This window comes from Ktedonobacter sp. SOSP1-85 (assembly GCF_016587415.1).
In the GTDB taxonomy this organism is placed as follows: Bacteria; Chloroflexota; Ktedonobacteria; order Ktedonobacterales; family Ktedonobacteraceae; genus Ktedonobacter.
Genome location: NZ_BNJI01000001.1, coordinates 3,775,958 through 3,800,619 on the forward strand (window position 1 = coordinate 3,775,958; position 24,662 = coordinate 3,800,619).

Here is a 24,662-nt window from a genome sequence, read left to right on the forward strand (position 1 = left end):
TTTAGACGTGAGGATGCCTTTATTTCGTAGGCCAAAGCGTTGGGCGAGCCTTGTTGCCGGTCTCGCTTTGACCTCGATACTGTTGACCGCTTGTGGTGAAAACTCGCCCTCGATCCTTGATCCGGCGGGCCCGATTGCCAGAAGCGAGAGCAATGTTTTCTGGATTATTCTCATAATTGCCGCGGTTGTATTTGTAGGTGTAGAAGGTGTCTTGATCTACTCTACAATTCGCTTCCGCGAGCGCCCTGATTCGCCCACCCCGCCACAGATCCACGGTAATACTACCGTCGAATTGATCTGGACTATTATTCCAGCGGTTGTCTTGCTGGCGGTGTTGAGTGTTACCATCAAGGGTATTTTCGACGTCGCCACGCCACCAGCCAATAGTAACAAAACAATTGAGGTGACGGCGTATGGACACCAGTGGTGGTGGGAATTCTACTATCCAGAGTATAAGATGACCACCGCGGATACATTGGTGATTCCGCCCCATACCAATGTGCATGTGAAGCTGTACTCAAACAACGTTATCCACAGCTTCTGGGTGCCAGCGCTGACTGGTAAGACCGACGTCATCCCCGGCCACGATAACGAGAAGTGGTTTAGCGCGGATACGGCGGATAAGACCTATGTGGGTATCTGCGCCGAGTACTGCGGAACGCAACACGCGAACATGCGCTTTGATGTTAAAGTCACGCATGACAACAACGACTTCCTCTCATGGGCACAGTTGCAGCAGCAGGCGGCCGCCGTTCCTGCTCCTGGTAGCCTGGAGGCGAAAGGCCAGGAGGTCTTTAAGAACCAGTGCACCACCTGCCATGGTATCGTTGGTGTCAGTCAGAGCACGCCCTATCTACAGGATCCCAATCCCGTTGGGCGCTGCGATGATCCACAGAACGCGAACGGTTGTCTGATTGGTCCAAACTTGACGCACTTCGGTAGCCGTCACCTGATCGCTGGCGGTGTGCTGGACTATAACCAGCAGGATTGTAATCCTGGCGGTGATCTCAGCAACTGTAACCTGGCGAAGTGGATCTCTGATCCCCAGAAAGTCAAACCTGGCAACGATATGTCGGTGAACGTCGACAAGTCGGATCTGCCAGCGCTGGTGGCTTATCTGGAAAGCCTCAAGTAGCATAACTTGCCCGTCTAGCTCACTTGTGGGGCTAGACTCGTTGGAGGGAATTATTCATGGCTACTAGCACTATCAATGATAGGGCTACAACAGTAGTTCGTGAGCGATCATTCAGTGAATCTTACCTGGGTGAGTGGCTCACGACGACCGATCATAAAAAGATCGGCATCATGTACATGGTTACTGCCTTCTTCTTCTTCCTGGTGGGCGGTCTAGAGGCTCTCTTGATCCGTACACAGCTGGCAGTACCCAATGGCAAAGTCATCAGTCCTGAGACCTATAACCAGATCTTTACCATGCACGGTACCACGATGATCTTCTTGTTCGTGATGCCGATGATGGCGGGCTTTGGTAACTATGTTGTGCCGCTGATGATGGGTGCGCGCGACATGGCCTTCCCGCGTATGAACGCCTTTGGCTTCTGGATTCTGCTCTTTGGTGGCATTTTCCTACAGTCGAGCTACCTGTTCAACGCCGCGCCTAATGGCGGTTGGTTCATGTACGCTCCCCTGAGCCTGACCAAGGATGCTTGCGGTATTCACGCGTACAACTGTACACCTGGCATGAATGCCGATTTCTGGATTCTGGGTACCACGCTGCTGGGCGTATCCTCGATCAGCGGTTCATTGAACTTCGTGGTAACTATCCTGAAGATGCGCGCGCCTGGTATGAGCATCAACCGCATCCCGCTCTTTTCGTGGATGATCCTGGTCATGTCCTTCCTGCTGCTGTTTGCTCTGCCTAGCCTGACGACCGCCAGCGTCTTCCTGCTGCTGGACCGCCACCTGGGCACGCACTTCTATCAGTATGCATATGGCGGTGACCCGCTACTCTGGCAGCACTTGTTCTGGTCGTTTGGCCATCCCGAGGTATACATCCTGATCCTGCCGGCCTTTGGTATCACCTCTGAAATCTTGCCCGTCTTCTCGCGCAAGCCGATCTTTGGTTATACCTTTATCGCCTGGTCGGGTGTGGCTATCGGCTTCCTGAGCTTTACCGTGTGGGCACACCACATGTTTGCCGTTGGTCTGCCACCTGTCGCGCAGGCGTTCTTCGCCTCCAGCACAGCCCTGATCGCTCTGCCAACCGCGGTAAAGATTTTCAACTGGCTGGGTACGATCTACAAAGGTAAGTTGAGCCTGAAGGCACCAATGATCTTCTCGCTTGGCTTCATTGGTATGTTCCTGATTGGTGGCTTGAACGGTGCCGCCCTGGCCGTCGTGCCTTTCGACTACCAGATCACCGACACCTACTTCGTTGTCTCGCACATCCACTACGTGCTCTTCGGCGGTAGCGCCATGGCTATCTTCGCGGGTATCTATTACTGGTTCCCCAAGATGACCGGCAAGATGATGAGCGAGAAATTGGCGCAGGTTCATTTCTGGCTGCTGCTGATAGGCATGAACCTGGCGTTTTTCCCCATGCACCTGTTGGGCCTGCTGGGCATGCCCCGCCGCGTCTACACCTACCCGGGCAACCTGGGTTGGAATGAGCTGAACCTTATGGCGACGATTGGCGCCTTCATGGTTGGCCTTGGTGTCATGGTCTTCGTCTTCAATTTCTTCAAGAGCTTGAAGGATGGCAAAGAGTCTGGTAGCGATCCATGGGATGCCTTCACCCTGGAGTGGGATACAACCTCTCCTCCGAAGAAGTACAACTTCCTCACCATCCCCGTGGTCCGCAGCCGCCGTCCATTCTATGACAAGAAGAATCCTGAGATTGCTGACTGGAAGTCGGCTATTCACTAGAGGTACAGTAGCACCATGACCAAAGCCAAACAATTGGACAAGAAGCGCGAGAAGTCCGCGCAGCCAGAGACACAATCTGCACAGGTTGTGGCAGCACCAGCGGAACAGGAGCAGGAGGAGGTTACGCCTCCTCAGGCTGCTGAACAGCCAGCGAAGGGCGCAGTCAAGAAGCGCAAGAAGGTCGTGCCAAAGGAAGAGGATTTGATGCCTCGTTCTAGCATCTGGCCGCTTGTGACCACGGTCGCGATCTCTCTCATTCTGGTTGGTTTCGTCTTTCAGCCGATTGTCTGTGGTCTCGGCGTGGTGCTGCTCATCGGTTGTATCATAGGATGGATCTACGAGCGTAGATAACGAGAACATGGTTAGGGAGTTCATAATATGAGCGTTGTTCACGGCGAGCAGGTCAGGTCGCTAGAGGAGCATGTTGAAGTAGGACGCAGCATGAACTGGTGGGGTATGATCCTCTTCATTTCCTCTGAGGCGCTGATCTTCGCGAACCTGATCGCCGCGTACCTCTACCTGGAAGTGCGTGGTTTACAGATTAAAAACGGTCTCTGGCTCTTGCCCTCGGGCGAGCACCTGGACTGGAAGTTCCCTTTGATTAACACTGCCTTCTTGTTGGCAAGTAGCTTCCCAGCAATTATTGCACGCAAGGGCATCGTCAAAGGTAATAAGACACAGTTGATTGCGGGTCTGGCGGGTGCGATTATCCTCGGACTTGTCTTTCTGGGTGGTCAGGTGTATGAATACTTTAATCTCTACACTGCCGATCACTTTACGATGCAGACTAAGGCCTTTGGCTCGGCCTTCTTCACGTTGACCGGCTTCCACGGTCTGCATGTCACCATTGGTATCATCTTCCTGACGATCTGTCTGATTCGTGCCATTCGCGGCGACTTTACCGCCAAGAAGCACTTCGCGGTCGAGGCCGCCGAGATGTACTGGCACTTCGTCGACATCGTCTGGATCATCGTCTTCAGCACAGTTTATCTGCTGCCCCTGCTGATGATCAAAGGCTAATCTCAATCGAGAAGTCCTTCCCTTCGGAGAGACAGAAACACGCCTGGTATCCCGCTACGGATACCAGGCGTGTTTCTGTCTCTCCGAAGGGAAGGACTTCTCGCCACTACGTGGCTCGCAGGAGTAAGAGGATGTGGGATGGAAATGCCGCAGGCATTTCCATCCCACATCCTCTTACTCCTGCGAAGCGCCGCAGGCGCAGAGAGCACCTGGTGAGGTGTACATTCACCAGTAATCACCACTACTCTGTCAACGTTGATTGGAAAGGTGGGGAGTGCAGAGGGGCGTCAGCCCCTCTGCATCTCTGTCCCTTGCCGCCGCAGGCGGCATACAACCTTTCAGATGAAGATTGACAAAGCACTACACTGATGTTGCAGGCGGAATATGCTACAATTGGTGGAGAGTAAAAAGAGAGTCGTGAGAGGAACAACCTTTGTAGGTTATTGCGTCGCTTACAGGCCCGCGTTATGCTTGTAAGAGTGGAGAGAGAAATTACTCTACGGGATAAGAGGAGGGGTTCCTCTTCTGCCTCCTCCCGCAGAGGCTATTAAGCGAGCGAGCAATTGTAGAGCGAGAAAGATTGGTAGTTGGAAGGACGATAGGCGAATGAAAGAGGCTATGCGTCGAGCCAATACTTCACAGCCGCTGGAGAAAGAGGGTTCGCGCACGCGGAGTATGCGAGTGAAGCATTGTTCAATCTGTACCCAGCGTATCTGGTTTGAACCCTTGACGGTGCTTGAACCGGAGGATGCGCCTGAGCCTCGTCGCTCCTGGACCCTGTGTAAACATTGTTATAACGCTCTGGTGACTGAGTTAAAGCGCTCCAAGGTGCACTCACCACTACGTGTACGTGTCGCTGTTGGCCTGGTTGCCGCTGAGCGCTGGCCACTGGCCTATCCCACGCGCCTGCATATGTATGTCAATGACCGGCGCTGGATTGCCATTCTAGGCTTTGGCTTCTTCATTTTTATGATTGTACACCTGGTCTTCCTGGTCTTGATCGCGGGCATCATTAAATAGAGCACCTCTCCCCATCGATGCTAACCCAGGCGCGTGTTTCTTCACCCCTGCCTTCTTCGACGGAAACCAACCCCCATTCGGGGACAAGCGCGCTCAGGTTTCCGAAAGGTCGTATCTGGTTAAGAGGCGAAAAATAGCTCCTACGCCTCAACCAGATACAATGCCTCATGCTTCAAAGCCCTGATTCAAAGTCCTACTCTCCTGGCAAGATCGAATTTTTTTGCTACAATATGAGCAATTACTAAAGTTCAGAGATGGCTACTTCTGATTCGAAACCCCTGAGCGCGCTTGTCCCCAAATGGGGGAAGCGCTAGTCACGCCAGTGACGTTGGGTTTCGGAATAAGATTTTAGTAGAGACAGACGGGAAAAGGAAGCTTTGACCTGATCCCCCGATGGGAGAAGCGCATTTATGACCCACGATGGTTGGTGGACAGAAGACGAGAAAGCCACGGTGACACATAGCCCAATATCGATGGAAAATCTTAACCATAACCTTGATATTGTGCCCGCCGCCTTTACCAAGGAGTATCATATCCTCTCCGAGGTGTGCTCAAGCATGAGCAGCGGCTTTATGTTGCTTAATCAGCAGCGTGTCATCTATACAAATCAGAGCGCACTCCGCCTGCTACAAATCAGGAAGCATGATTTGATCTCACCCGATGACTTCAATGTGCGCGAGCATCTGTTGTCGATTTCGGCTGATCGCAGGCTGGCACATACCGAACTGGATCGCGTCTGGAGTTATCCAGAGCAGGAATATGCCGCCGACGTCGCCCTGGCGGACGCGGCTGTGCGCTGGCTGCGTATTCGTACCTTCCCTGTCCATGATCGGCGTGGCTCTCTTCTGGGCCGTGGTCTGCTCTTCGATGATGTGACCCTGGAGCGTTCGGCGCTTGAGGCGCAGGGGGAGACCCTGGCCCGCGCCGCGCATGAACTTAAGACCCCCCTGGCCGTGATCAAAGGCTGTGCGACCACCCTGTTGGGTAGCTCGGCGCGCTGGGACCCGGCGATGCAGCGCGAGATGCTGCAAATGATCGATACCCAGTCGGATCGTCTCTACGATGTACTTAACACCCTGCTCGATGTCTGGCGCCTGGACGCTGGTATGCAACCGTTACGACTTACCCAGGTGCAGATGCCAGAATTGCTCTCGCAACTGGTGACGCGCTGGCAGAAGCAGGCTCCCTATCATCGCTTTGTGTTGAGTCTTCCTCCCGATCTGCCACCGGTGATGTGTGACGCTGTGCGCATAGAGCAAACGCTCAACCATCTCCTTGATAATGCACTGAATTACTCCGCTCCCAACTCGGTCGTGAGTGTTCGCCTGGAGACCAATGAGGTTGAGATGCGGATTGGCGTGATCGATGAAGGCATAGGAATTGCTCCCGAGCACCTGGAGCGCATTTTTGATCGCTTCTATCGCGGATCGCAAGGCGATGAGCAATCTGGCGGTAGTGGGCTGGGCCTGGCCGCGGCACGTTCAACCGTTGAAGCCCATGGTGGTCGTATCTGGGCTGATTCAATGGGCGAGGGCCAGGGAGCCAGCTTCTACTTTACCCTGCCCCTGGCGCCACGTATCGAGACCGCAGCGGTGCCCCAACGTACACGCATAAGCGAGGTTGCGGAGCCAGTCACAGGTCCACTTGGGGCCGTGCGGCCAGCGCTCCTGCGCCAGGATCGTCGCGTTTCTGTGTTGCTGGCTGAGGGCGATGCGCGTATGGCACGTTACCTGCGCGCGAACCTGGAGGAGCAGCAGTATCGCGTGCATACCGTTAACCATGGCGTGCAATTCCTGCGCCAGATCGACCTGGAGGAGCCAGATATGGTCCTGCTGGCGACGCGCCTGGCGGATATGAGTGGCATCGAGCTGCTCCAGCGCCTGCGCGAGTTCTCCCAGGTACCCGTCATTATGCTGAGCGATGAGTGCGACGAGGACGAGCGCGTCCAACTGCTCGACCTGGGGGGCGATGACCTGGTACTCAAGCCCTTCGGCATGAAGGAGCTTATGGCGCGCGTGCGGGCCGTGCTACGACGACGTTCCGCTGTACGCGAAGAGCCAACCCAGCAGGCTGTGTTCCGCACAGGCGAGCTGGTCATTGATCACGCGCAACACCTGGTAACCGTCGAGGGTAAGACTATACAATTGAGCCGCACCGAGTATAAGTTGCTGAGCGTGTTGGCCCAAAATGCAGGCATGGTTGTCACCCACGAATTGCTCCTGGAGAAGGTGTGGGGGCCAGAGTATAATCGTGACATCGATTTTATCTGGGTCTATATCAGCCGCCTGCGCCGCAAGGTCGAGAGCGATTCACGTCGCCCGAAGTATATAGTGACCGTCCCCGATGTTGGCTATAAACTTATGAAATTGTAATCCAAAAGAGAAGAAAGAGGCCAGTCCTGATCAGCTCGGGACTGGCCTCTTTCTTCTCTTTTGGATTACAGCTCTATACCTGTTTTGACGTATTCAGGTTACTGTAAGGTGAATACCCTAGGTAGTTAAGGTATTGTAATGTGGACTGGGTATGCTCTCTATAAGAAGCAATGTTATTTTGCAATGGGTCTTCGCGCAAGGTCTTGCAATTTGGAGGAGCATACATGTACGCATCGTCGGGAGAGCAACCGCACGTTCTCCTCATTGAGAGCGATCTTTGCTTACGCCGCCTGATTGCTATTGGTTTACAGAGCCAGGGCATACAGGTGAGCGAGATGACGCAGATATCCAGGGCGCTTCCTCTGCCAGAGAAACGCCAGCCCGATCTGATTGTGGTCGATGTCGATGGTGGAGTACACCGTAACTGGAACTTGCTGCGTACTGTCCAGGAACTGCCTGATCTGTGGCAAACTCCCACGATTGTGCTATCCTGGGAACAGGCAGAAAGCACTCCCTCTGCTCTGCTCGCGGCTCCCCTTGCTGAGCAGGAAACTCCCCAACCCATATATATGGCCAAGCCCTTTGACGCTCGTCTGCTCCACCAGGCTGTGGGGCGTATTCTGCATGAGCAAGAGGCGCGGAAAGCGGCCCAGGAGGCTCAGGCGGAAGAAATTTTACTGGCTGCCTACACTCGTCACTCTGCCCCCAGCCTGATGCCTATGCTCACCGCCGCTGGCCTGCTCCTGGTCGTCATTGGCTTGCTCTTGCTCCAGGTTGCCCTGAGTGCGGCTGGCTTTCTTATAGTAATAGTTGCTTTGCTCTACTGGACGCTGGGTGGTCAGAAGGCCAGCCCACAGATTGCTAGTGCTTAGCAGGTGAAGTAGCCTCTACAGAAATAGCTTTTTTTGCCGAACATAAGAAAGAGGGCATCAGCCAGATGCTCTCTTTCTGTTATGTAGAAGATGTTCAGGTCTTTGTAAGGTAGCTTTTAAGGCTTGCAAGTTGGCTATCAGGCTTAAGCACCATAATCTGTCTGTTATTATATCTTCGATACCAGGCAAGTACCTTCTTATACGAAAACCAACGCCGCTCTCGCGGCTAGTGCTCGGCACTCAGGTTTTCGATAGGAGCACTAAAAAAGTGAAAGCACATGGCAGCTGAAGAATTAGAACTACAACATAGAACAATGGCAGAAGTGGACGACGAGAAGGTCTTCGAGCAGCGTAGTAAGCGCCGCCACATTATTACCTTTAGTGTGGTGACCACGATTAGCGTGGCCCTGCTGGCCCTGCTGCTCACGCAATTATTGACGCCTGCCTCTGGGGCACAGAACGCGCCCTCCAGCACGTCTTCGACTGGCGAGATGCCCAGCCCTTTAATTGGAAAGGATGCCCCTAACTTCAAGCTTCCCTCGCTTAGCGATGGTAAAGAAGTGCAGCTCTCTGACTTTAAGGGCAAGCCTGTGATTCTCAATTTCTGGGCCTCGTGGTGCGAGCCGTGTCAGGCTGAGGCACCCCAGTTGAGCAAGACCTGGCAGCAGTTGCAGAGTAAAAATGTGGTCATGCTTGGCGTGGACTCTAATGAGCCATCTAGCGACGCGCATAACTTTTTGCAGAAGTATACTCTGGGCTATACCAATGTGCAGGATACGCTGAATGGCGATACAGGGGTCAGTTATGGCATTCGTGGCTATCCCGAGACCTTCTTTATCGACGCGAGTGGCAAGATCGTAGGGCGCTATGGGCCCCTGGACCAGAAGGGTTTGCAGCTCGAATTGAAGAAATTAGGTGTCGCCTAATTTCTTTAGTGAGAGCTGGGGTAACGCGGAAATGATCTTACATCTAATCATGCGCGCCGCGCATACAATCGCGGGTGCGGCCTGGGTTGGTGGCAGTATTATGTATCTGCTCGTGGTCATTCCCGCATTGCGCGCCGGTGGACCCTCTCCAGTGATTTCGGGCCAGGTCGCGGCCCTCTTCAAGCGGATGGTCAATATCTGCATGGGGGTCATGGTGCTGAGCGGCGTCTACCTGACGGTGGATCGCCTGACGCAGACCACCCTGGGCTGGCCATATCTCGCGACCCTGATCACCAAGATTGTGCTCGTGCTTGCAATGCTGTTTGTGGCTATTTACCTGGGACAAAGCAATATTCGCCGGCTGGCAAAAAGGACTTCGCGCCTCTCAAAGGTCGCGCCTCAAGTTATGCTAGCCCTGGGCATACTGGTATTTATTCTGGGGGCGCTGCTCAACATCCTGTTTGAAGCGGCCATCGCCCCTCATTAAATGGTGGTTTCACCAAGTTGGTACGCGAAACAACGTGTAGGGTCCATGCTTGCATGGACTTAGACGCAACCCTCCTGAAATGTCAGAGACTTGCGGACATGTCGCGGGGCGAGCGGGAGTCCGTGCAAACATGGACCCTACAGATTTTGTGAATCAACCACCAAAGGAGGACGGAACGTGCCGCCTGCAATGACGATAGAGCAGCAAGAAGCAAAGATTACTCCAGAACAGCGCCGCAAAAAGCGTTTTCCACTGAGCTTTTTACTGGTGGGACTGGCTATTCTGGGAGCAGTTGTGTACCTGGTCTACGCCAATACACAGACCAGCGCCGCCTATTATATGACGGTCTCGGAACTGAAATCCTGTACGAATTGTGCCTCACAGACCATACGTATCGCGGGCAATGTCCAGGCTGGCACAATCGTCAAGGATGATGTGCAAAACCATATCCAGTTCTCAATTGTAGACGGCAAGCAAACCTTGCGCGTCAACTACAGCGGAGTGGTGCCTGATATTTTTAAGCCAGGTGTACAGGTAGTGGTCGAGGGACGCTACACGGGCCAGGGACCCTTCGAGGCGCAGACCCTGCTGGCGAAGTGCCCCTCCAAGTTCCAGAACGCGACCCCTCCAGCCAGAAAGTAGGCCAGAAAGTAGGAATAGAGTAGAGTGTACTTTTCTGATATTGGTATTATTGCGCTAATGCTGGCGCTCGGCTTCGCCGTTTTCGCTATTGTCATAGCGGTGGTGGGAGCAGTACGAGAGCAGCCACAGGCAATCATAAGCGCCAAGAGGGCTGTCCTGGCGGTATCCGCCTTCCTCGTGCTGGCCTCGGCGATGCTGGTGGCATCGTTTTTGACGCATGACTTTGGGGTAAAATATGTCGCCGAACAGTCAAGCCGCAGCATGCCCTGGTATTTTACCTCAGCCGCCTTCTATGGCGGGCAGGAAGGTTCACTGCTCTACTGGGCACTAATGCTGGGCGTCTTCTCCGCGATCTTTGTCTTTACCTCGCGTCGCGCTCCCGCTAAGCTGGTACCCTATGTGCTGGCGACCTTGATGGTGGTTGAGGGCTTCTTTGTACTGGTGCTCGTCACTGTTTCTAATCCTTTTGTGCGTCTGCCCTATCCTCCACAGGATGGCACGGGCCTGAATCCGCTGCTGATGGACCCTGGGATGCTGGTGCATCCACCAATGTTGCTGATGGGGTATATGAGCTTCTCGGTGCCCTTCGCCTTCGCGGTGGCAGCACTGCTTTCGGGCGAGGTAAATAGTGATTGGCTGCGCTCCATGCGTCGCTGGATGCTGGCCTCCTGGAGCATTCAGACGGCGGGTCTGCTCCTGGGGAGCTGGTGGGCCTACCATGTGCTGGGCTGGGGTGGCTACTGGGGCTGGGACCCGGTGGAGAACGCCGCGCTTCTGCCCTGGTTGACCTCGACAGCCTTTTTGCATTCGACAATGGTGCAGGAGCGCCGTGGCATGCTCAAAGTCTGGAATATGTTCCTGGTTATTGCCTCGTTCGCGCTCTCGATCTTTGGCACCTTTGAGGTACGAAGCGGCATTATTAGCTCGGTGCACTCGTTTGCCTATTCTGACATCGGTGTGTATTTCTTTGCCTTTCTGGCCGTCATTATCATCTTTTCGACCGCGCTCTTCTTCTTCCGCTTACCAAAACTCAAGCCGGACCAAGAGTTCGACTCGGTGGTCTCGCGCGAAGGTGTCTTCCTGCTGAATAACCTGATGTTGCTGGGTATCACCTTCGCCACTCTGTGGGGCACCCTCTTCCCCCTGATCTCGGCGACTATTCGCAAGCAGACGATGACAGTAGGTGCGCCTTTCTATAATTCCGTGAATGGTCCGCTCTTCGCCGTGCTCATTCTGGCGATGGGGGTTGGGCCACTGCTGGCGTGGCGCCGTACCTCTCCTAATGCTCTCTGGCGTAACCTGAGTGTGCCTACGATACTGGCGGCGGCCTGCGCACTGGTACTGCCGCTCCTGGGTATCACGGATGTCCTGGCTAACATTGGCTTCTCGATCTGCGCCTTTACCGCCATGGCGATCTTGTATGAACTCTGGCGTGGCGCTCGTGTGCGGCACGCGCATGGCGAGCCCTACTGGCAGGCCGTCTACATGCTCTTTAAGCGCTATCGCCAGCGCTATGGTGGCTATGTGGTCCACCTGGGTCTGGTCTTGCTGGCGGCGGGCGTCATTGGCTCTCACTTCTTCCAGGTGCAGAAGGATGTCACGCTTAAGAGCGGGCAGGAGACCACAATTGGTGGCTACCTGTTTGTCTACAAGGGCAACTTGCAGAGCTATGGCGATGATCAGCAGAGTGTCGCGGCACTGATGCAGGTCTGGCGTAATGGGACGCTGGTGGACTCTATTCAGCCCGGGCGTACAATGTATAAGAACTTCGATAATCAGCCAGCCAGCCAGATTGCAATTACGACTCTGGGGGTGACCGACCTCTATGTCTTCCTGGGTGATTGGAGTGGTCCCTCGCAGGCCACCATTCGTATCTTTATCAATCCCCTGGTGCCCCTGGTCTGGTATGGGGGCGTCATTATGCTGCTAGGTGGTCTGCTCTGCTGGTGGCCGGATGGGCGCAAGCGAGCTGTATATGGTCGCCAGGGTGTAAAAAATAGACGTGTCGCGATCACGACGCCTGAAGAGGCAAGCAAGGTGGCTGTAGACAAGGGAGCCAGCGTATGAGACCTGGGAGACCTGTAAGAAAGCGCAGCATGCTCTACCTCTGCCTGGGCCTGGTCGCCTTTATGCTCGCCGCCTGGTCGTTCTTGTATATTAACGCGGAGCGCAATAAGACGCTGGACCAGCGTGTGCGGGAGGTCGCCAGCCAGATCAAGTGTCCTGTCTGCCAGGGCGAGCCGGTGTCGGATGCCCCTGCGGATATGGCGCGTCAGATGCGCGCAAAAATTCGCCAGCAGTTGCAAGAGGGCAAATCTGAGCAAGAGGTGTTTGATTACTTTCGCGAGCACTATGGGGATGATATCCTCCTGACGCCCCAGTCCCAGGGCTTCTCCCTGCTCGCCTGGCTAGTGCCTGTGTTATTGCTGCTTGGGGGATGTGTCCTGGTTTTTCTGACCCTACGCGATTGGCGCAGGCAGGCGCAAACACGGGGAGTGGCGCTCGCGCAACTCGAGGCCCACTCGTTAGAGATCGTAGATGCACAAGAGCTGGAGACGTACCAGGCTTTACTCGAACAAGAGCTAGCCGAGGAAGACATCCTCTTTCGCCCCTCGCAGAAAGAGCAAACAGATGAAGCACAAGCGGCACAGGAAAAACACCAGAAGAAGGAGGAGCACTAATGGCTATTGTAATCGCATTGATCCTGGGGTTACTGGCTCTGGCTTTTGTGCTCTACCCCCTCTTGCGCCGCTCAGAGGCAAAGAGTAGCGCCGATCAGGTTGCCCCTGCGCAGGTTGAACTGAGAGAGCAGGCGCGCGCCGTTACCACCGAGGGCCAGGAAACCGCGGCCAAGGTGGCTCTTCAGGAAGTTGAACTCGATTACCAGCTTGGGAATATCGACGAGCCAGATTATCGCAGCATGCGCGAGCGTTACATGCGGCGCGCCCTTGTGGCCTTGAAGGCGCGCTATGACCAGGAGCAGGCCCTGGATGAGATGATTGAGGAACAGTTGCGCAGTATGCGAGAGCAAAACGAGGAAGACAAAGACGATGCGAAGCAGTTATAAGCATTTGAGCAAGAAGGAGACACGCAAAATTCTCGTGCCATCATATGTAGGACGCGCTGCTAAAGCACGCGCCTACATATCAATGTACCGTATCTCCCGATATGTAGGCGCGTGCTTTAGCAGCGCCGCCCTTGCCTGCCTGCTGGCGCTGCTCATGCTGGGAATTCTGGCCTGGTCTCCTGCTCGGGCGCATACACGAACAGCCGGGATAGCGCATGGCGGCACGGGTCATATCTATGGACGACTGCTGGATGGTTCGAAGAATAATAGCCCCCTGGCGGGGCAGACTGTCACCTTGCAGGTGGCGCAGGGCAATAACTCGAAGGATGCACAGACAACCATTACCGATGCGGGCGGAAATTATAGTTTTTCTAGCCTCTCGAATGACAAGACTCTGACCTACGCAGTGTATATCCGTTATCAGAATGCGAACTACTCTTCGGACTCGCTCTCCCTGGTCAACCAGCCGGAACAGAAGGTAGATCTGACGGTCTATGACGCGACCACGGATAGCTCAAAAATGGCCGTTATCGAATCGACCCTGCTGGTGAAGCAGGTGGATAGTCAGCGACATGTCTTGAACGTCTCAGCGATCTTTGCCTTTAAGAACCTGGATGGGCGAGCCTTTGTGGGCTCACTGGACGCCACCCAGGGCCGACCCAAGGCGCTCTTCTTCCCGCTACCAGCCGGTGCGCGTGCCATCTCGCTCCAGAAGGGGCTGATTGGCTATCGCGCTATTCAGGCTGGCAATGGCTTCGCGACGGACGCCATGGTGCCTCCAGGCGATAGCGAGTTCTCCTATGGCTTCGAGGTCCCCTACACTGGTACGAGCTTTAACTACGACTATAAGGCCATCTATCCCACGCTCGGTGTGTCCCTGCTGGTGCCGACGCAATACCATGTCTCCAGCCCGGATATAACGCCCAAGGGCGTGGTCAATAATGCCGACCGCCCTTATAACCTCTACACCGCGGCCAACCTGCCACCAGAGCGCCAGGTCGTCATGAAGATCGAGGGACTTCCCCAGGCGCCGGAGAGCGTGACTGGTACCGGCACAGGGACATCTTCAGGCTTAAATTCAATCTGGGTAATCGTTTTGATTATCGTCCTGGTGGGCCTGGTGATTCTGCTTTGGAATATAGTGCGTATTGTGCGCGTAAAAATGGGCCTGGAACCAGAGGAAGGGAAGCGAGACAAGGCTAGAGGCCGAGGAAGCAAACATACTACGGCTGAAAAGAAAGCTACCAGTAGGGCGCAGCATGAAGACGAAGGGGAGCATAGTAGTTCCCAGGAGAAGCGACGCAAAGCCTTAATGAGAGAGCTATTAGAACTGGACAAAGAGTACGAGGCTGGTAAGATCAGTAAGAGCACCTACCAGGAGAAGCGCAATAAGACCAAGGCGTTGCTGCGTACGATCATGCGAGAGCAGGAGGCGATGCGCCGATGAACTCCGCCATAGTCGCGGTCGAGGTCGAGGGGTTGAAGAAGAGCTATGGACTCAAGCCGATTTTGCGTGGCATCAACCTGCGCGTCCAGGCGGGGGAACGCCTGGCGCTGCTGGGTGCCAATGGTGCGGGCAAGACCACACTTATGCGTGTTCTGGCCTGCCTGGCGAAGCCAGGTGCGGGCACGGTACGGCTCTGTGGCTGGAACGCTGAAAGCGATGCTCAGGAGGTACGGCACTTAGTGGGCCTGGTTGCGCACCAGCCCTACCTCTATGAAGACCTGACCGCTCAGGAGAACCTGGAGTTCTTCGCGCGTATGTACAGTGTCTCCCAGGGGAGGGCACGGGCGCAGGTGTTGTTGGAACGGGTGGGCCTGGCGAAGCGAGCGAGCGAGCGGGTACGAACCTTCTCACGCGGCCAGTTGCAGCGCCTGGCCTGGGCACGCGCCCTGCTACATCAACCAGATATTCTCCTGCTGGACGAGCCTGATACCGGCCTGGATCAGCAGGGGCATGCCTTGATCGACGAACTCATGGCTGAGCATAGCGCGCGTGGTGGCAGCACCGTGTTTATCACGCACCAGCTTGAACGCGCGCTAGCGCTCAGCGATCAGCTTGCCTTCCTGGTCAATGGGCGTATTGTACGCAATTGTGCTAGCAGTGAGTTGAGCGTAGAAGCCTTGCAGCAGGTGTATCGGGAAGTGGTGCGCTAGTTATGCTGAGCGAAATCAAAGCCTTCTGGCTACAAGTTAGTGCTATTCTCTGGAAAGATATTCGCAGCGAGCTGCGCAGCAAACAGACGTGGCTCAGTATGGGACTCTTTGCCCTGTTGGTCCTGGTCATCTTTAACTTTACTTTTGACCTGCGGGTCGAGAACAAAGCGGCGGTAGCCCCAGGTGTGCTCTGGGTCTCCTTTATTTTCGCCAGTCTTCTTGGACTGGAGCGCACGATGAGTTCGGAGCGTGAGCAAGGTTCCCTGGATCGCCTGCTACTCTGCCCGGTTGATCGGAAGGCGATCTACCTTGCCAAATTCCTGGGAAATTTGCTATTTATCGGTGTAGTAGAAATTGTGGCTCTCCCCATCTACCTGGCTCTGTTTAACTTACACTTAGCCGGTGGAGGGCCGATAGTACTAATAGTGATCGTTTTGCTTGGTACAATTGGCATTGCCAGTGTGGGGACGCTCTTCTCCGCCATTGCCTCCTCGGGACGAGGGCGCGAGATGCTGTTACCGATCCTGGTGTTTCCTTTGATTGTGCCAGTAGTAATAGGGGCCATTCGTTTAACCGAGAATCTACTGATGCCACAGGTAAACGAGCCGCCCTGGCTGGGCTTGATTATTGTGTTTGATGTGATCTTTCTGGGCGTGTCAATGCTCGCGTTCCAGTTTGTAATCGAGGAATAATACTATGGCTATTGCAAAGCGTGAGGCGGATGCGGCGCGTGCAAAGAAGATTGAGGAATTGCGTGGCCGAAAGCGCGGGCTAGCGGGCGTCGACTATATCATAGGCGGCCTATCGCTTATCGGGTTAGCTCTCTCCTCCTGGATGATCTTCTTCTATGCGCCTGAAGACGCGCTCCAACTGGACCCGCAGCGCATCTTCTACCTGCATGTGGCCTGTGCCTGGCTGGGGATGCTGGCCTTTATCCTGCTTGCCGTTGCCAGTGTCGTCTGCCTGGTGCGCAAGGACGAGCGCTGGGATTGGATCGCGCGCGCCAACGCTGAGGTCGGCACCATTTTTATCAGCATCGCGCTGATTACCGGCTCGGTCTGGGGGCGCCCCATCTGGGGGACCTGGTGGGTCTGGGATGCCAGGTTGACGGCGACGCTCATCCTCTGGTTTATGTATGTGGGCTACCTGATGTTGCGTAACTATATGGGGCGCACACTTGATAGCATGCGTGTAGGCGCGGTCATGGCGCTCGTAGGTGCCGTGGATGTGCCAATCATCTATCTCTCAGTCAACTGGTGGCGTGGTCAGCATCCAACGCAGCAGATTGGGAATACCGATGCGGGCCTGCCCCCTGAGGCGCTGGCGACGATGTTTGTTACCCTGATCGCGTTTACCTTCTTGTTTATCTTCCTGGTACGCCAGGTTTATCACCTACAGCGAGCGCAGAGTATTGCGCAACGCTTGCGAGCCATCGTCTCATAAAGGGAGAGGAGCGGATATGTCGGGATTTACCTATCTCGCGATTGCCTATATTGCCGCCATCGTGATTCTGTTTATCTATCTGACGGTCATTGCCCTGCGTATGCGCGGGGTTCAGGCCGAGCTGGCCGTTGTTGAAGAACTGGTTCGCGAGCAGCAAGAGCGCGAAGAAAAAGAGGCAGGAAACTAAAGATGAAGACAAAAGATCAGCCAAAGCGCAACATCGTTGAAGCCACGCCGCCCACACCCCCCGAGCGTTCTAAAGTGGGGCATATCATTAACATGGGCCTGGGAGATCTGATCGCCTTCTTCCTGATAGGCATAGTCGGTCTGAATAGTCATGGCGAGACCCTGGCTCCAGCCAACCTCTTGCGTGTGATCTGGCCTGTGGCGCTGTCATGGTATGTGATCTCACCCTTCTTCGGGACGTATCGCCGCGACCTGGCGACGCAGCCCAAACGTATGGCAGCGCGTACCGCCCTGGCCTGGCTGGTAGCGTGTGTGGGCGCGCTGGCGCTCCGCAGTATCTTCGAGACCCAGAAGCCACCCCCGGTTAGCTTCGCGCTTGTTACCTTCCTGACAAACCTGATAGCCCTCTACATCTGGCGCTTGCCAATGGCCAAACATAACCAGAACAAACTGCTACGTGTGCAAGAGCAGCAAGCCTAGAATCTTATAGGGCTTGTAAGTTCGCTCTCAAAGAGGAGGGGTGTGGCTGTAGATTACTGCGCAAACGCATAGAGATCTACAGCCACACCCCTCCTCTTTGAGTACCTCTGGTATCATAAAGCCTTTTAGCGCAGTTTTTGCTATAATGATCTGGCACTTACAAAAGTGTAGTTTAGATGATGAAAGGCAAATGCGTTTGGTGAATAAACAGCAAGAGAGCGAGCAGGCGCAGGTGCAGTCTGAGCCTGAATCTGCTGAAGCGCCAACAGTTCTCGCACCCGGTAGAAAAGGGAGGCGAGCCTGGCTCGTCGTGGTCGTGCTGGTATGTTGTGTTCTACTGGGTGGGATGTTAATTGGTATTGGTGCGACTGGCAGTTTTACACGCACAGCACCGCTAGCGGAGCGCAGTTATGCCGCTCCGCCAGGGCAACCTGCATCCCTCGATATAAGCCTGGATGCGGGCTCTATTCACATCCAACGCAGCAATGATGCCTCCATCCATCTCTCTGGTACCAGGCACTATGGCTTTCTAGGGAGAGTCGAAGATGTTCAGGTGCAAGTCTCTCAGGTGGGTAACACGCTGTACGTAAAGCAGACTGCTCAAGAGGGGCTTCTTCATCTCGGGTGGACGGGCCTGGACCTCAATGTAAGTGTGCCCCCCACGACCAACCTCAGGCTCTCAGTCGGTTCTGGCATAGTGGCGATTGCCGGAATGAGTAGCCAGGTAAACGTGTTTGCTTCTGTAGGGGCGGTCACGCTCGATGACTCAAACCTGGAAGATGGCTCATCTATCCATTCCAGCACCGGGACCGTTATCGTGCGCGATGTCGCGCTGCATGGACACGTAAGCTTGAGTAGCAGCGTGGGTACCGTTGCCTTTAGTGGCAAATTGGACGCTAATGGCTTCTATGCCTTCCACTCAAATAACGGTGCTGTGAGCGTAGCCTTGCCCGACGATACCTCTTTTATTGTGGATAAGTTGAGTACTACCAGTACCAGTATCTCAAACGAATTTCGGACCACACGTGTCGGCCACGGCCCATATGCGCATATTGTGCTCATGTCCCAGAACGGCCCTTTGCTTCTGCGCAAGATGGATGTGTAAGGGATGATGATTCCTGGTGGAAGTGAGATCATTATCATTGGTGGCGGGATTGTGGGCTGTGTAGCGGCATATGTGTTGCGCCGGGCAGGCCACGAGGTGTTGCTATTGGAGCGAGACGGGCTGGGGAGTGGCGCCTCTGGTGCCGCGGCTGGTCTGCTAGCTCCCTTTGGGCCGATCAATGGGGCAGGTGCGCAGGCCGATCTCTTGCTTCAGGGATTGGCGCGCCTTGAATCTCTTTTGCCTGAAGTCGAGGACGAAAGCGGCATCCAGACCCACTATGCGCGAACTGGAGCGCTACGTGTCGTCTTTCAGGAGAAGCGCATCGCCAGGCTGCGTAAACGTTGGGAGAATTGGCAGCCTCTGGGGTGGGAGATGTACTGGTTGACGGGTGAGGAGGCGCGCCAGCAAGAGCCATGCCTGCACCCGGATGTATGTGCGGGTATCTTCATTCCAGGTGAGGCTCAGCTCGATGCGCGTGCGACAGTCCAGGCCTTTGCCCAGGCGGCGCGACAGCGTGGGGCCAGGTTTGAGGATGGTCAGGAAGTGCGTGAGATCATCATGGACAGGCGTGAGCCTGAGCGTAATATGGAGCGCGTGTATGGGGTTCGGCTCGCGGATGGTCGCAAGCTTGCTTGCGACCATTTGATTGTCGCGACAGGTGCCTGGTCTCAGGCTCTTCTGGCGCCCCTTGCTGCTCTCCCAGTCACCCCTGTGCGTGGACAGATGTTGATCCTGGAAAATGCCATACGACCCCTGCACCACCTTATCTTCGGCTATGCAGCCTACGCCATACCGCACGCGGAAGGTGTACTGGTTGGAGCCACACGCGAAGAGGTTGGCTTTACGCCAGGGGTGACCGATGAGGGGCAAGCCTGGCTGAAAGCCCGGGCCTCCAGGCTTCTGCCCGACCAGGCGGGTCAGAGCGCGATACGTGCCTGGTCGGGCCTGCGCCCCATGACGCCTGATACGCGTCCCTTGATCGGACCCGTGCCTGGTTGGACAAATCTGCTGCTCGCGACGGGACATAATAGCGTTGGCTTTCTCTTAAGTGCGCTCACGGCGGAGGGACTTAGAGCTATGCTGGAGCCCGTGCACAGTGCGCGTGAGCAGGAGGTGCTCCGCCTGCTCCAGCCATGTCTCCCGCAGCGTTTTCTTACCCGATAAGCTAGAGTTTGGCCGCCTCGACGGCCTGTTTATGCTGCCTTGCCCGCTGGCTATAGCCAGTGGCACTACTACGAATCTGTACGCGTTCCTCGGCCTTGAGGGGGCGTATGACTCTGGCGGGGACGCCCAGGGCCAGGGAGCCGCCAGGAATGCTTTTATGTTCACTGACAAGGGCATTGGCGCCAATGATGGTCTCCGCGCCAATACTGGCATGCGAGAGGACCGTGGCGTGCATGCCTACCAGCACATGATCCTCAAGCGTCGCGCCATGCACGACCGCGTTATGCCCAATGGTGCAGTCCGCCCCAATGATGAGAGGGGCATCAGCGTCAACATGAAGCGTACAATTATCCTGAATATTGGTGCGTGGCCCAATCACGATGGGGGCGGTATCCCCACGAATGACGGTATTGTACCAGATACTGGCCCCCTCCTGGATCGTCACATCCCCAACGATAACAGCCCCTGGAGCGATGAAGACGTTCTTCGCGATATGCGGCCTATTGCCATTAAAAGGAATGATGGGCATCTTTCCCCTCCCTGAGATAAGTTCGCCCTCATTGTATCATGTATGTGGATTAGAAGAGCTAGAAAGTATAGTGGCGAGCATGCTCGCCACTATACTTTCTAGCTCTTCTAATAATTTTCGTAGATGAGCTTGCCCAGGCGAGCCAGGGTATAGCGCGTGCGTGGGATGTCTGCCTGGTTGGCGGTGAGGGCGACGAGGATGAGTGGTGCTTTGCCTGGTGCTGGCTCCTTGCCTGCGGCCTGCTGAAGTTCAGGCGCGAGCGGAGGGTAGAGAATGCCTGCGTCGTGCATTACCCCCACCAGGCCGCCAGTCTTATGCGCGAAGGGGACCTCTTCGCTCCAGGAGGAGGGCAAGATCGTATAGTCGTTCTGGCGTAGCAGGATACTGAGCAGGCGCTCCCGTTCTGGCGCGGCCTCGCTACAGAGGTAAGCCAGGAGGCTCGCCATCTCCTCCGCGTTCGTCCAGTTGTCGCGTCCCTGCTGACGCGCGGTAAAGTCCATAAAGCGGCGTTCGAGGCGCGTGACATGTAAACCCAGCTCTTGCATAAAGGTATTGATGTGCTCCATGCCAGCCAGGTCAAGTAAAATATTGGAGGCCGTGTTATCGCTAATCGTGATCATCAGATAGGCCAGGTCACTCAGCGTAGGGCGTAGCTCTGGTGAGAGATCCGTCAGGACACCATCGCTGGTGACGCGCATGGCTGCTGGAACCTCGTAGCGCGTCTCCCAGGCCAAAATTCCCTGCGCGACCTGGCGTGCGACGGTCAGCAGAATAGGCAGCTTGGCCAGGCTGGCGGCAGGGAAACGCTGGCTCGCGTGGAGCGCATAGAGTGGCTCAGGTGTGGAGAGGGGCCAGACGATGCAGGCCACCTCTCCACCAAGCGCAAGCAGCTCTGCTGCAAAATCTTTAATCATGGTCGCTTACTACTCGTTTGATACCCCAGACAATGTCAGCGAGGCGGTCATTAAAAATAGGACTCTCGCGCTCAAAGCTGTTGACGACCACATAGTTATAGCGTCGCCCCTCGGCATGGATGTAGTCAGTGGCGCTGATGGCCATGCCCACATGCGTGATGGCCTTGGTGCCAAAGAAGATCAGGTCCCCGGCTTGCATCTCCTCACGTGAGACGCTCTGCGGCAAGAAGTCATGCTGCTGGTCGGCGTCGCGGGGAATAATGTAGCCGCCCATGCGGTAGTTCACCTGGACAAAGCCGCTGCAATCGATACCCTCCCAGGAGGTGCCACCCCACAGATAGGGCACATTGCGAAACTGCATAGCATATTCAATCACTTTGCGTACATCGTCCTTGGGATAGGGATCGGCCGCACGCCTTATTGCCACTGCCTCACGATCTAGCCAGGCGGATTCTCCACCTGGAAGCGCGACCTGTACACGCTGGGGATGTGTGTCGTCGAGGAGGGGCAAGAGCGTAGAGAGATAGGCATGGTCGCTTTGGGCGTCGCCCTCGGCCTGGCTATAGAGAGGTGTGCGTGTTGCCGTGATTACTGCGACCAGGTCGAGTGGCGTGGCGCAGTCTGGTCCCACGCGGGTAAAGCCCTTCTCAACCGGCTCAGCGAGTTGCTCTGTAAGTACCCAGCCCTCATAGTCTGATAGCTGGACATGGGTCCAGTCGCCCGAGATCTGCTGAGCACTGGCAGGCATATTTAAGAGCGCCTGCGTCACCAGTTCGGACTCGGGATTGGGATCGCGGCGCACATCGGCGACGCCAACCGCGATGGCGTATGTCGTCTGGGGTTTCTGTGTCAACGTGCCTTGCTCCTATCTTCTGTAGCTTGCCTGGGTGATGGATGTGGTGCTGGTTGATAACCTTTGGTTGTCAACCAGCACCACATCCATCACCCAGGCAACATTGTTTTTAGCCGCGCATCGAATTGCTGACTACAAATATCAGATTCGCGGGACGCTCGGCCATACGGCGCATCAGGTAGGGATACCACTGTGAGCCGTAGGGGACGTATACACGAACGTTATAGCCCTCCCTGACCAGGCGCTCTTGCAGGTCGCGGCGGATGCCATAGAGCATCTGGAACTCGAAGGAGGCAGGAGAGATGCCGTGATCGCGCACGTAAGTGCGTGCACCGTTGATAATATTCTCGTCATGGCTGGCAATAGCGGAAAAGTTCCCACGTGAGAGCAGCATCTTCATGATTTCTATATAGCTCTCATCGACATCTTTCTTGTTCTGGTAGGCGACGCTAGGTGGCTCTTTATAGGCACCCTTCACGATACGAACACGGACGTTGTGCTCGATCAGCTTCTCAATGTCGGCCTTGCTGCGGTAGAGATAGGACTGAATAACGGTTCCCACCTGCTCATACTGTTCACGAGCCTTGAGCGCCATTGCTACTGTTTGCTCGGTATAGTTGGATGCCTCCATGTCGATACAGACAAAGATGCCATATTCGCGCGCGAGATCAAGGATGGAGCGCAGGTTCTCCTCGCAGAGATCCTGCGAGATGTCCAGGCCTAGCGCCGTCAATTTGATGGAGATATTCGCATCAATGCCGGTCTGCTTGATCAGATTGAGCGCGGCAGTATAGTTCTGTGTCGCCTCGCGTGCCTCGCTCTCCTGGAAGACGTTCTCGCCCAGGAAGTCGAGCGCTACAGGGTTGCCCTTCTGATTGAGTATGCGTACGGCCTGTACGGCATCTTCAAGCGTCTCTCCAGCCACGAAGCGTCGCGAGACGCCCCGAGTTGCGGGATTCTGGACAACGAAATCGCGCATGCGCTGATTTTGTGCAAGATACAACAGCGTATCTTTGAGCATAGGTGTGTAACCCCTTTCGGATATGATATGCAGATTAAGAGGTGTACAATTGTAGGGGCAGAGCTTGCTCGGCCTCAGAGTCCATGCCAGCACGGGCCCTACCAGGTACGATGAAGTAATTTCTTAATTTGCATCTATATATGGATGATGATTGCAGGCGTAGTAATGATGTAGCAATATAGACTTTTAAGCCATAGACTTTTACTCGGGGCCGCATACATACTGCGGCTCTTCGCTCCTATGATAGCACATAGGTGGCTGAGAAGCACTACTATAAGGATTTCAAGATACCCTGCTACGCCAGCAGCGAGAGCCTCCTCGCTCTCAGCTCTACCATCTCAGCACACAATGAAGCACGAAATCCCAGGCGCTATCAGGTAAGAGACGGCGTGCCAGGATCAGTGCTGAGGCACTACGAGGAATAACGTAACGCGTGCGTGGTTTCTCGCTCTCCAGAATGCGCGCGACCGTGTCGGCGACAAGCTGAGGAGGAAACCCCTTGCGACTGGAGCGGACGGCAAGCTTCTCAAAGAGATTGATCAGCTTCCCATAGGAGCCACCTTTATGGCTATCGAGCCAGCGTGCGCGCTCCATACTCGTCTCCCAGATGTCCGTGGGGCTGGAGGCTGGCTCGATCAGCACCACGCGTACACCGAAGGGGCGAAGTTCGAAGCGTAAGGCATCGCTGAGGGCCTCCAGGGCGTATTTGCTCGCCGAATAGGCGCCCGTTATGGGACTGGAGAAGCGGCCAGCGATACTGCTGATATTAATAATGGTGCCATGAGCGGGCTTGAGAAGTGGTAGAAAGGCCTGGGTGACTGCCAGGTGGGCGATGGCGTTGACCTCGATCTGGGAGCGCAGGTCCTGGATGGGAAGTATTTCGAGAGGCGCGCCATAGGCGGTGCCAGCGTTGTTGAGCAAGGCGTGGAGCTGAGGATGGGTGCCAAGGTGCTCCTGAACCTGCTGGGCCAGGGTGGACACCTGTTGCTCGTCAGTAATATCGCAGCGCAAAATCGTAAATTGGCTGGCACATCCCTGGCGCGTTGCTTCAGCGAGCAGATCTTCCTGGTCGGCGGGTTTGCGTACAGTAGCGAAGACATGCCAGCCCCGGCGCGCCATTTCAAGCGCGCTCAGACGCCCAAACCCGCTTGAACAGCCTGTGATCACGATATTTTTCGCAATGTTTTTCTGCAACGCCGTACCACTGGTGTTGGTAGTTGCCTCCGGATGACTGACTCTATCGCTACTCATGCTTTTATTCATCCTCTTGCGTATGTGTAAAGCCCTGACCTATGCGATGCCACAGGCCAAGGCGCATAAGTTCACTGCGGGCCTCAAACCCAAAATATTCTGGATTGATGTGCGTGCCATGACGCAAGACGAGCCCGCGCAACATCTCTATCTGTTCCGCTTTGGACGCCTTATCCTGCTCAAAGGGGATGTGTTGCGCCAATCGCTCGATTGCTTGCCTTGTATACCATTGATCCTGCGTTTCAGACATATATCACCATGCAGAGAAGT

The 24,662-nt window shown here is 55.3% G+C and carries 27 protein-coding genes; 21 read left to right on the top strand and 6 right to left on the bottom strand.

The genetic code is table 11. From position 1 onward, the window contains the following. The first annotated feature begins 13 nt into the window (after window positions 1–13). The 21 genes from coxB to thiO all read left to right on the top strand — a co-directional run bounded on the left by coxB (window position 14) and on the right by thiO (window position 19,824). Window positions 14–1,135 (top strand): cytochrome c oxidase subunit II, encoded by a 1,122-nt coding sequence (gene coxB / locus KTE_RS15790; RefSeq protein WP_201382431.1) that lies wholly within the window; start codon window positions 14–16, stop codon window positions 1,133–1,135. A 56-nt stretch (window positions 1,136–1,191) separates the two neighbouring features. Then, window positions 1,192–2,883, top strand: a complete 1,692-nt coding sequence (gene ctaD / locus KTE_RS15795; protein ID WP_201382433.1) for a cytochrome c oxidase subunit I — start codon at window positions 1,192–1,194, stop codon at window positions 2,881–2,883. Between the two features lie 15 nt (window positions 2,884–2,898). Further along, window positions 2,899–3,234 (top strand): cytochrome c oxidase subunit 4, encoded by a 336-nt coding sequence (locus KTE_RS15800; protein ID WP_201369801.1) that lies wholly within the window; start codon window positions 2,899–2,901, stop codon window positions 3,232–3,234. Between the two features lie 27 nt (window positions 3,235–3,261). Continuing rightward, entirely contained in the window at window positions 3,262–3,903 is a 642-nt protein-coding gene (locus KTE_RS15805) for a heme-copper oxidase subunit III (RefSeq protein ID WP_201382435.1), read from the top strand. A gap of 606 nt (window positions 3,904–4,509) precedes the next feature. After that, window positions 4,510–4,923 carry a hypothetical protein gene (locus KTE_RS15810; RefSeq protein ID WP_201382437.1) on the top strand — a complete coding sequence of 138 codons (414 nt, stop codon included), beginning with the start codon at window positions 4,510–4,512 and terminating at the stop codon, window positions 4,921–4,923. Between the two features lie 410 nt (window positions 4,924–5,333). Beyond that, window positions 5,334–7,295, top strand: a complete 1,962-nt coding sequence (locus tag KTE_RS15815) for an ATP-binding protein (RefSeq protein WP_201382439.1) — start codon at window positions 5,334–5,336, stop codon at window positions 7,293–7,295. A gap of 224 nt (window positions 7,296–7,519) precedes the next feature. Beyond that, complete coding sequence (locus tag KTE_RS15820) at window positions 7,520–8,167, top strand: two-component system response regulator (RefSeq protein WP_201382441.1); 648 nt, start codon at window positions 7,520–7,522, stop codon at window positions 8,165–8,167. A 278-nt stretch (window positions 8,168–8,445) separates the two neighbouring features. Further along, entirely contained in the window at window positions 8,446–9,093 is a 648-nt protein-coding gene (locus KTE_RS15825) for a TlpA disulfide reductase family protein (protein WP_201382443.1), read from the top strand. Window positions 9,094–9,124: 31 nt separating this feature from the next. Next, complete coding sequence (locus KTE_RS15830) at window positions 9,125–9,580, top strand: CopD family protein (RefSeq protein ID WP_201382445.1); 456 nt, start codon at window positions 9,125–9,127, stop codon at window positions 9,578–9,580. Between the two features lie 177 nt (window positions 9,581–9,757). Further along, window positions 9,758–10,222, top strand: a complete 465-nt coding sequence (locus KTE_RS15835; RefSeq protein WP_007912294.1) for a cytochrome c maturation protein CcmE — start codon at window positions 9,758–9,760, stop codon at window positions 10,220–10,222. 24 nt (window positions 10,223–10,246) lie between these two features. Next, window positions 10,247–12,289, top strand: a complete 2,043-nt coding sequence (locus KTE_RS15840; protein WP_201382447.1) for a heme lyase CcmF/NrfE family subunit — start codon at window positions 10,247–10,249, stop codon at window positions 12,287–12,289. Further along, a complete protein-coding gene (locus KTE_RS15845) occupies window positions 12,286–12,903 on the top strand; it encodes a cytochrome c-type biogenesis protein CcmH (protein ID WP_201382449.1) in 618 nt (205 codons plus the stop codon). The genes KTE_RS15840 and KTE_RS15845 overlap by 4 nt, the downstream gene beginning before the upstream one ends. After that, window positions 12,903–13,289: a hypothetical protein gene (locus KTE_RS15850; protein ID WP_201382451.1), complete on the top strand. Its 387-nt coding sequence runs from the start codon at window positions 12,903–12,905 to the stop codon at window positions 13,287–13,289. The genes KTE_RS15845 and KTE_RS15850 overlap by 1 nt, the downstream gene beginning before the upstream one ends. Next, a complete protein-coding gene (locus tag KTE_RS15855; RefSeq protein WP_201382453.1) occupies window positions 13,273–14,736 on the top strand; it encodes a collagen binding domain-containing protein in 1,464 nt (487 codons plus the stop codon). Before KTE_RS15850 ends, KTE_RS15855 begins: the two co-directional genes overlap by 17 nt. After that, entirely contained in the window at window positions 14,733–15,446 is a 714-nt protein-coding gene (gene ccmA, locus KTE_RS15860; protein ID WP_201382455.1) for a heme ABC exporter ATP-binding protein CcmA, read from the top strand. Before KTE_RS15855 ends, ccmA begins: the two co-directional genes overlap by 4 nt. A gap of 2 nt (window positions 15,447–15,448) precedes the next feature. Beyond that, window positions 15,449–16,138 carry a heme exporter protein CcmB gene (locus KTE_RS15865; protein WP_201382457.1) on the top strand — a complete coding sequence of 230 codons (690 nt, stop codon included), beginning with the start codon at window positions 15,449–15,451 and terminating at the stop codon, window positions 16,136–16,138. 4 nt (window positions 16,139–16,142) lie between these two features. Continuing rightward, window positions 16,143–16,889 (top strand): cytochrome c biogenesis protein CcsA, encoded by a 747-nt coding sequence (gene ccsA / locus KTE_RS15870; protein ID WP_201382468.1) that lies wholly within the window; start codon window positions 16,143–16,145, stop codon window positions 16,887–16,889. 16 nt (window positions 16,890–16,905) lie between these two features. Further along, entirely contained in the window at window positions 16,906–17,076 is a 171-nt protein-coding gene (locus KTE_RS15875; RefSeq protein WP_007912279.1) for a hypothetical protein, read from the top strand. A 2-nt stretch (window positions 17,077–17,078) separates the two neighbouring features. Continuing rightward, complete coding sequence (locus KTE_RS15880) at window positions 17,079–17,555, top strand: DUF3054 domain-containing protein (RefSeq protein WP_201382470.1); 477 nt, start codon at window positions 17,079–17,081, stop codon at window positions 17,553–17,555. Window positions 17,556–17,754: 199 nt separating this feature from the next. Beyond that, entirely contained in the window at window positions 17,755–18,660 is a 906-nt protein-coding gene (locus KTE_RS15885) for a hypothetical protein (RefSeq protein ID WP_201382472.1), read from the top strand. A 3-nt stretch (window positions 18,661–18,663) separates the two neighbouring features. Next, on the top strand, window positions 18,664–19,824 hold the full coding sequence (thiO, locus tag KTE_RS15890; RefSeq protein WP_201382474.1) for a glycine oxidase ThiO: 1,161 nt from the start codon (window positions 18,664–18,666) through the stop codon (window positions 19,822–19,824). A 1-nt stretch (window position 19,825) separates the two neighbouring features. On the opposite strand, the gene KTE_RS15895 is transcribed toward thiO, so the two are convergent. From KTE_RS15895 to KTE_RS15920, 6 genes are all read right to left on the bottom strand, one after another. After that, entirely contained in the window at window positions 19,826–20,353 is a 528-nt protein-coding gene (locus tag KTE_RS15895; protein WP_236600419.1) for a gamma carbonic anhydrase family protein, read from the bottom strand. Window positions 20,354–20,460: 107 nt separating this feature from the next. Beyond that, entirely contained in the window at window positions 20,461–21,267 is an 807-nt protein-coding gene (locus KTE_RS15900; RefSeq protein WP_201382476.1) for a serine hydrolase, read from the bottom strand. Continuing rightward, complete coding sequence (locus KTE_RS15905) at window positions 21,260–22,120, bottom strand: C40 family peptidase (protein WP_201382478.1); 861 nt, start codon at window positions 22,118–22,120, stop codon at window positions 21,260–21,262. Before KTE_RS15905 ends, KTE_RS15900 begins: the two co-directional genes overlap by 8 nt. Before the next feature lie 109 nt (window positions 22,121–22,229). Next, on the bottom strand, window positions 22,230–23,141 hold the full coding sequence (locus KTE_RS15910; RefSeq protein WP_201382480.1) for a proline dehydrogenase family protein: 912 nt from the start codon (window positions 23,139–23,141) through the stop codon (window positions 22,230–22,232). A 330-nt stretch (window positions 23,142–23,471) separates the two neighbouring features. Further along, entirely contained in the window at window positions 23,472–24,392 is a 921-nt protein-coding gene (locus KTE_RS15915) for an SDR family NAD(P)-dependent oxidoreductase (RefSeq protein WP_201382482.1), read from the bottom strand. Window positions 24,393–24,396: 4 nt separating this feature from the next. After that, window positions 24,397–24,642 carry a hypothetical protein gene (locus KTE_RS15920; protein WP_201369779.1) on the bottom strand — a complete coding sequence of 82 codons (246 nt, stop codon included), beginning with the start codon at window positions 24,640–24,642 and terminating at the stop codon, window positions 24,397–24,399. Between the last annotated feature and the right edge of the window lie 20 nt (window positions 24,643–24,662).

Bases quoted from the DNA above. Each gene is read 5' to 3' on its own strand.
- coxB (WP_201382431.1), top strand. From the start codon at position 14: ATGCCTTTATTTCGTAGGCCAAAGCGTTGGGCGAGCCTTGTTGCCGGT.
- ctaD (WP_201382433.1), top strand. From the start codon at position 1,192: ATGGCTACTAGCACTATCAATGATAGGGCTACAACAGTAGTTCGTGAG.
- KTE_RS15800 (WP_201369801.1), top strand. From the start codon at position 2,899: ATGACCAAAGCCAAACAATTGGACAAGAAGCGCGAGAAGTCCGCGCAG.
- KTE_RS15805 (WP_201382435.1), top strand. From the start codon at position 3,262: ATGAGCGTTGTTCACGGCGAGCAGGTCAGGTCGCTAGAGGAGCATGTT.
- KTE_RS15810 (WP_201382437.1), top strand. From the start codon at position 4,510: ATGAAAGAGGCTATGCGTCGAGCCAATACTTCACAGCCGCTGGAGAAA.
- KTE_RS15815 (WP_201382439.1), top strand. From the start codon at position 5,334: ATGACCCACGATGGTTGGTGGACAGAAGACGAGAAAGCCACGGTGACA.
- KTE_RS15820 (WP_201382441.1), top strand. From the start codon at position 7,520: ATGTACGCATCGTCGGGAGAGCAACCGCACGTTCTCCTCATTGAGAGC.
- KTE_RS15825 (WP_201382443.1), top strand. From the start codon at position 8,446: ATGGCAGCTGAAGAATTAGAACTACAACATAGAACAATGGCAGAAGTG.
- KTE_RS15830 (WP_201382445.1), top strand. From the start codon at position 9,125: ATGATCTTACATCTAATCATGCGCGCCGCGCATACAATCGCGGGTGCG.
- KTE_RS15845 (WP_201382449.1), top strand. From the start codon at position 12,286: ATGAGACCTGGGAGACCTGTAAGAAAGCGCAGCATGCTCTACCTCTGC.
- KTE_RS15850 (WP_201382451.1), top strand. From the start codon at position 12,903: ATGGCTATTGTAATCGCATTGATCCTGGGGTTACTGGCTCTGGCTTTT.
- KTE_RS15855 (WP_201382453.1), top strand. From the start codon at position 13,273: ATGCGAAGCAGTTATAAGCATTTGAGCAAGAAGGAGACACGCAAAATT.
- ccmA (WP_201382455.1), top strand. From the start codon at position 14,733: ATGAACTCCGCCATAGTCGCGGTCGAGGTCGAGGGGTTGAAGAAGAGC.
- KTE_RS15865 (WP_201382457.1), top strand. From the start codon at position 15,449: ATGCTGAGCGAAATCAAAGCCTTCTGGCTACAAGTTAGTGCTATTCTC.
- ccsA (WP_201382468.1), top strand. From the start codon at position 16,143: ATGGCTATTGCAAAGCGTGAGGCGGATGCGGCGCGTGCAAAGAAGATT.
- KTE_RS15875 (WP_007912279.1), top strand. From the start codon at position 16,906: ATGTCGGGATTTACCTATCTCGCGATTGCCTATATTGCCGCCATCGTG.
- KTE_RS15880 (WP_201382470.1), top strand. From the start codon at position 17,079: ATGAAGACAAAAGATCAGCCAAAGCGCAACATCGTTGAAGCCACGCCG.
- thiO (WP_201382474.1), top strand. From the start codon at position 18,664: ATGATGATTCCTGGTGGAAGTGAGATCATTATCATTGGTGGCGGGATT.
- KTE_RS15895 (WP_236600419.1), bottom strand. From the start codon at position 20,353: ATGCCCATCATTCCTTTTAATGGCAATAGGCCGCATATCGCGAAGAAC.
- KTE_RS15900 (WP_201382476.1), bottom strand. From the start codon at position 21,267: ATGATTAAAGATTTTGCAGCAGAGCTGCTTGCGCTTGGTGGAGAGGTG.
- KTE_RS15910 (WP_201382480.1), bottom strand. From the start codon at position 23,141: ATGCTCAAAGATACGCTGTTGTATCTTGCACAAAATCAGCGCATGCGC.
- KTE_RS15915 (WP_201382482.1), bottom strand. From the start codon at position 24,392: ATGAGTAGCGATAGAGTCAGTCATCCGGAGGCAACTACCAACACCAGT.
- KTE_RS15920 (WP_201369779.1), bottom strand. From the start codon at position 24,642: ATGTCTGAAACGCAGGATCAATGGTATACAAGGCAAGCAATCGAGCGA.